The sequence below is a fragment of the Mycobacterium sp. TH-M25 genome (assembly GCF_057473665.1).
Map to the genome: position 1 here is coordinate 1 of NZ_JBYCLA010000084.1, position 5,091 is coordinate 5,091.

Here is a 5,091-nt window from a genome sequence, read left to right on the forward strand (position 1 = left end):
CGTGCTGCGGAGTCGGCGAGATGCTGCAGCGTCGCCGCCAGCAGTTGGCGCTTACTCCCGAAATGGCGGTGCAGCAGGCCGTGGTTCACGCCGGCCCGGGTGGCGACCTCCCGAATGGAGGTGGCGGCCGGACCCTTCTCGGCGAACAACTCACTGGCCGCTTGCAGCACAGCGGCGCTGACCTCGTCTTTGCCGATTGGCTTCGTGGTGGCCGTCACCGTTGCGTTCGCCGTAGCCATCTGTGTACATTAGCGGATAGCAGCAAGTGTAGACACATGCCTACACTTGAGATCTCGAGTTTAGGAGCAGTTGTGAGCAGTGAACTTCAGGTGGTGAAACTGGGCGAGAACATCGGTGCGCGTATCGACGGCGTCCGACTTGGCGCGCTCGATACTGACACCGCGGCCGCGATCAACGCAGCGCTGGTCACCCACAAGGTCGTGTTCTTCCGCGGGCAGACGCACCTGGACGACGACGCCCATTACGCATTCGCGGAGAGCCTGGGTGTTCCCACGACGCCGCACCCGACGTTGAAGTTCGATGGCAGCCGGGTGATGCGGCTGGAGTCCATCAACGGCGGCGGCGCCAACCAGTGGCACACCGATGTCACCTTCGTCGACCGGCCTCCGAAGGCGTCGATCCTGCGCGCGGTGGAACTACCGGCTTACGGCGGTACCACCACCTGGGCGTCCACCGTGGCCGCCTACCAGCAGTTGCCGCAGCCGTTGCAACAGCTCGCGGACGGGCTGTGGGCCATGCACAACAACGCATTCGACTACGCCCAGGTCGATCCGGCGAAACTGGCTGCGCTCGAGGCCGACCCCGAGGCCGTCTTGAAGTACGCCAACCAGTTTCACTCGACCCACTACGAGACGCACCACCCAGTGGTGCGCGTACACCCGGAAAGCGGGGAACGGTCGCTGTTGCTCGGCAATTTCGTCAAGGCCGTCCTCGGCGTCAATGGCGCCGAGTCGCAGGCGTTGTTCCGGATCTTCCAAGACCGGATCATCTGGTTGGAGAACACGATTCGGTGGAACTGGGAACTCGGAGACGTCGCGATGTGGGACAACCGCGCGACACAGCACTATGCCGTCTCCGATTACGGCACCCAGCACCGCGTCATGCACCGCATCACTCTGGCCGGCGACATACCAGTCAGCGTCAACGGCGAGCGCAGTCGCGTTGTCTCCGGCGACGCCAGCGACTATTCGATCGTGGACACGCCCAGGCCATTGGTCGCCTGACCGTCTCTACGCGTCGGCGCATCGAGAGTGCAACTGGCGAGGCGTTTCGCGAGATGGCGCCTCGGCAGTTGCACTTTCGCGAGTCAGAAGAGCCCCAGAAGGCCGATCAGCTCAGGCTGGCCAGCGCCGCGTTTTCCACTTTGACTCGCATGCTGAGCAACCACGCGTTGAGCACCGAAAACACGAGTGCGGTAACCCAAGCCGAGTACACCAGCGGCAGTGCCGCGCCCTCGGCGATCACCGCGACGTAGTTCGGATGCGATAGCAGCCGATAAGGACCGCCGGTGACTCTGCTCGCGCCGGGGATCACGATGACGCGGGTGTTCCACTGATAGTCCAGAGTGGTGATGCACCACCAGCGCAACGCTTGCGCTGCCAGCACCACCGCGAACATCGTCCATCCCAGCGCGGGAACGAAGCTGCGATGCAATGCTATTGGCTCGATCAAGCACCCGGCAAGCAAACTGAAATGCAGCGCCACCATCGCGGGGTAATGTCCGGCGCCGAACTCGACGCCGCCGTGCGCCTTGCTGACAGCCCTATTGCGTTGGGCGACAAAGACTTCGACGAGCCGCTCGACGGCGACAGCGCCGACAAGCAACGCGTACCAGATCATGACCGTGTCACCTCCAGCGCAGCATGACGAGCTCGGAGCAAAATCCGGGGCCCATTGCGAGCATGACTCCGGGACTGCCGGCAGTCGGCTGTTTGGCGATCGTATCGCGGAATACGTGCAGCACCGAGGACGACGATAGGTTGCCCACTTCGGCCAGTGAGCGCCACGTCAATTCCAAAGCGTCGCTGGGCAATCCGAGGGAGGCCACGATGGCCGCAATGACCTTGGGGCCGCCGGGGTGGCTGACCCACGCGGCGACATCGGTAATCCCCAGGCCGTAGGCGGCCAGCAACCCGGCCACGTCGTCGGCCAAATACTGCTCTACGACACCGGCGACATCGGGGGAGAGGATGAGGCCGAACCCGGTGGACCCGATGTTCCAGCCCATGGTGTCCTGAGAATCCGGGTAGAGGTGGCTGCGCGACCCGAGCACTTCTGGACCGCGGGCACCGATCTGCTCGGCCCGGCGCGTCCCGACCGCGACGACGGCGGCCGCGCCGTCGCCGAACAGCGACGTCCCCACCAGGGAGGCCAGCGACGGGGTCATCGCGGGGAAGGTGAGCGAGCACAACTCCACTGACAGCAGCACCGCGACATCCTCAGGCGCACCACGAAGGTGATCGTTGAGCCGGCCGACCCCGGCGGCCCCGGCCACGCAGCCGAGGCCGAACATCGGCACGCGTCGCACATCGGGGCGAAGTCCCAGCCGGCTCGCGATACGCGCCTCCAGGGACGGCACCGCCAGGCCGGTGACCGTCGTCGACATCACCACGTCGACATCGGTTGGCCGCAATCGCGCTTCATCGAGCGCGGCGGATATCGCGGCGCAGCCGAGTTCCACCGCATTCTCGATCCAGATGTCGTTCGCGCGGCCGAAATCCGTCAGCGAGGCGTACTGATCAAGCGGCAGGACCAAGTAGCGACTGTCGACTCTGGAGCTGGCGTGAAACTTGTGCAGCAGGTCGCCGTGGTCCCTGAATGCCGGAAGCCGGGCAAGCATCTCGGTGATGTCTTCCTGCTGGTACCGGTTCTCCGGCAGGGCGCCCTGCACGCCTGCAATGACGCTGCCCGCTTCAAAGCCCCGAAAACTGTCACCGTTCAAACGCTCAGTCACTGGTGTGCTCCTACGTGGACGATGAGGCCTACCGGCGACCCGCCGAGCCGGGAATCAGGTGAGGTCGTGTGCGCATTCGGATCCGTCAACACGACACCTGCCCATTCTGATTCCGGAGGGCGGTCGGCGCGTTCACCACGCGATCCTATTGCTTCGATGCTTATTGCGTCGATCAGCCGGCAACTGTCGTCGGGACCGGCGCCGCTGGGCCGATGCGTGTCGGCAAGAAAAGAGACTGATAGTCTCGGTGTGAGACTAGGCGTCTCACGCTAATCGCGGGGAGGTGCCGGGTGGCCAACACCGCGACCGAGTCGAGGCCGGACGACGACTTCGCGCTCGCCGCCCTGTCCTCGCGCGCGAGTCTGGCTCTTGGCCGTCGTTCTGGTACCTGCCACGGCTCGGTCTGCGCGCGGTGGTGTTCTTCGGGCTACTGCTGATCGCGGTCGGATCGATGTGCATGCTCGGCATCGGCGTGGGATCACCGTATTGGCGGGCAGCGTGGCCGATGTTGGTGATGAGTGTCGGCATCGGATTGTGTACCGCGCCGACCACGTCGGTGATCATGACGACCGCTCCAGACGACAAGCAGGGGGTGGCGTCGGCGGTCAACGTGCACTGGCCGAGCTCAGCAAGTCGGCCTTCATCGACGCCATGCACGCATCGTTGTTGGTGCTGGCCATCCTCTTCGCTGTCAGCGCCGTAGTGATCGCACTGTGGGCGCCGAGCCGCGACGAGGAGCAGTTGCGGCCGGTGCGCAAGCTCCTGGCGCGCTGCCACGCGCGAGCCGAAAAATAGTGTCCTAGAAGAAGAACCCGGCGTGCGGCGCCTGCCGCACTGCGAACAATCGATCGGCGGCCACTAGCTGGTCCGGGTCGTCGGCGCGGGCGAGCCCTGCTGTCGACAGACTCCGCCAGGTCGCTCCACCGAGTAGCACGGCCGCGAGTCCCGCGACGCCGACACGCAGTTGAGGGCGCCGATCGGTTCGTTCAGCACCGGCTGGCGTGACGGTCAGCGTCACGCAATTCTGGGCCAACAGCGGATCGTCGACCTCGACGGTAACCTCGGTGCCATCACCGTATTGCCTAGCAGCCAAGGTGGTTTCGACGTCCACGATACGAAGCCAGGTTTCGTCATGCGTAGCGGTCACCTTCATGGCCCGCCGATCGAGCAACAACCATGGCAGCGGGTCGTCGACCGGCAGCATCCAGAACACCACCCGGTCAATCAGGTCGAGTCCGAGTAGAAAGCGCAACAGGCCGACGTAGGCGTCGAGGCCGGGCGCGAAGAAGTCTTCCACGACGATGGTGCGCTGATCGCTGACGAACCACCTGTCGGTGTCGATCGGGCGGTAGCGGACGAACCCCGTCTCGGATCCGGCAGCACCATGCACCGCGACATACCAGGGACCGGGGCCGGATTCAGTGCGGAGTCGCACACCCGCCCACCACACATCGGGACGGTCGATGGTGCCGGGGCGTGACGACCGGTTGTCGGCGTAGATCCGCGGCAACGCATCCCAGACGTCCGCGGGATCCAGCAGTCGTACCGGCCCGCCGGCGGCCACGCCCGGACGGAGTGCGGCTCGCGCGGTCTGCATTTCGACAGTCTGCGACGTGCTCGCCACCCCGTAGCCGTACCGCTCATAGATGGTCGCTTCGGACGCGCGAAGCGTCGCGACCGCCTCCCCACGCGCGGCGACGTCGCGCAGTTGGTGGCGCATGAGGTCACCGGCGATGCCCCGCCGGGTGAACGACGGCAGTACCCCGACATGGGTCACCGCCGCGTGGCCGACGACACCGCCGCCGGGGAGGGTGAGATGGCTTGTCATCGCGCCGGCGGTGCCGACCAGTCGGCCGTCGGCGAATGCGCCGATGGTGCGCCCGGGTTCCAGCAATCCAGCGATCTGTCCTGGTGCCAGATCCGTCAGGCGCGGAAATCCGATCATCGCGGTGCGGAACACGTTGGCAGCGTCAACGAGGTCGACGTCACGGTCGAGCACGCGGATCTCGGCGGTCATCCCGACATCATGTCCGGCGAGTGCCGTGACAGCGCAAGCACCCGGGTGCTGTCGGCTCAGGTACCGGTGAAGACCAGCGGGTCGTGGAGCACGCGGGTGC

Annotated in this window: 6 protein-coding genes; 2 read left to right on the forward strand and 4 right to left on the reverse strand. The window is 65.5% G+C overall.

Annotated features, from left to right (window positions below; translation table 11 throughout):
- Positions 1 to 239, reverse strand: a 239-nt coding sequence (locus tag AC2VOU_RS03015) for a helix-turn-helix domain-containing protein (RefSeq protein WP_486956027.1), incomplete at its 3' end; no start/stop codon positions are given.
- Between the two features lie 72 nt (positions 240 to 311).
- Between AC2VOU_RS03015 and AC2VOU_RS03020 the strand changes: the two genes are divergently transcribed.
- Positions 312 to 1,244 carry a TauD/TfdA dioxygenase family protein gene (locus AC2VOU_RS03020; RefSeq protein WP_486956028.1) on the forward strand — a complete coding sequence of 311 codons (933 nt, stop codon included), beginning with the start codon at positions 312 to 314 and terminating at the stop codon, positions 1,242 to 1,244.
- A 106-nt stretch (positions 1,245 to 1,350) separates the two neighbouring features.
- On the opposite strand, the gene AC2VOU_RS03025 is transcribed toward AC2VOU_RS03020, so the two are convergent.
- Together AC2VOU_RS03025 and AC2VOU_RS03030 are read right to left on the reverse strand one after the other, a co-directional pair.
- Entirely contained in the window at positions 1,351 to 1,860 is a 510-nt protein-coding gene (locus tag AC2VOU_RS03025) for an isoprenylcysteine carboxyl methyltransferase family protein (RefSeq protein ID WP_486956029.1), read from the reverse strand.
- A 7-nt stretch (positions 1,861 to 1,867) separates the two neighbouring features.
- A complete protein-coding gene (locus tag AC2VOU_RS03030; RefSeq protein ID WP_486956030.1) occupies positions 1,868 to 2,974 on the reverse strand; it encodes a type III polyketide synthase in 1,107 nt (368 codons plus the stop codon).
- A 498-nt stretch (positions 2,975 to 3,472) separates the two neighbouring features.
- Between AC2VOU_RS03030 and AC2VOU_RS03035 the strand changes: the two genes are divergently transcribed.
- On the forward strand, positions 3,473 to 3,769 hold the full coding sequence (locus AC2VOU_RS03035) for a hypothetical protein (RefSeq protein WP_486956031.1): 297 nt from the start codon (positions 3,473 to 3,475) through the stop codon (positions 3,767 to 3,769).
- A gap of 4 nt (positions 3,770 to 3,773) precedes the next feature.
- Here the strand turns inward: AC2VOU_RS03035 and AC2VOU_RS03040 are convergent, their stop codons facing one another.
- Positions 3,774 to 4,991 carry a GNAT family N-acetyltransferase gene (locus AC2VOU_RS03040; RefSeq protein ID WP_486956032.1) on the reverse strand — a complete coding sequence of 406 codons (1,218 nt, stop codon included), beginning with the start codon at positions 4,989 to 4,991 and terminating at the stop codon, positions 3,774 to 3,776.
- Between the last annotated feature and the right edge of the window lie 100 nt (positions 4,992 to 5,091).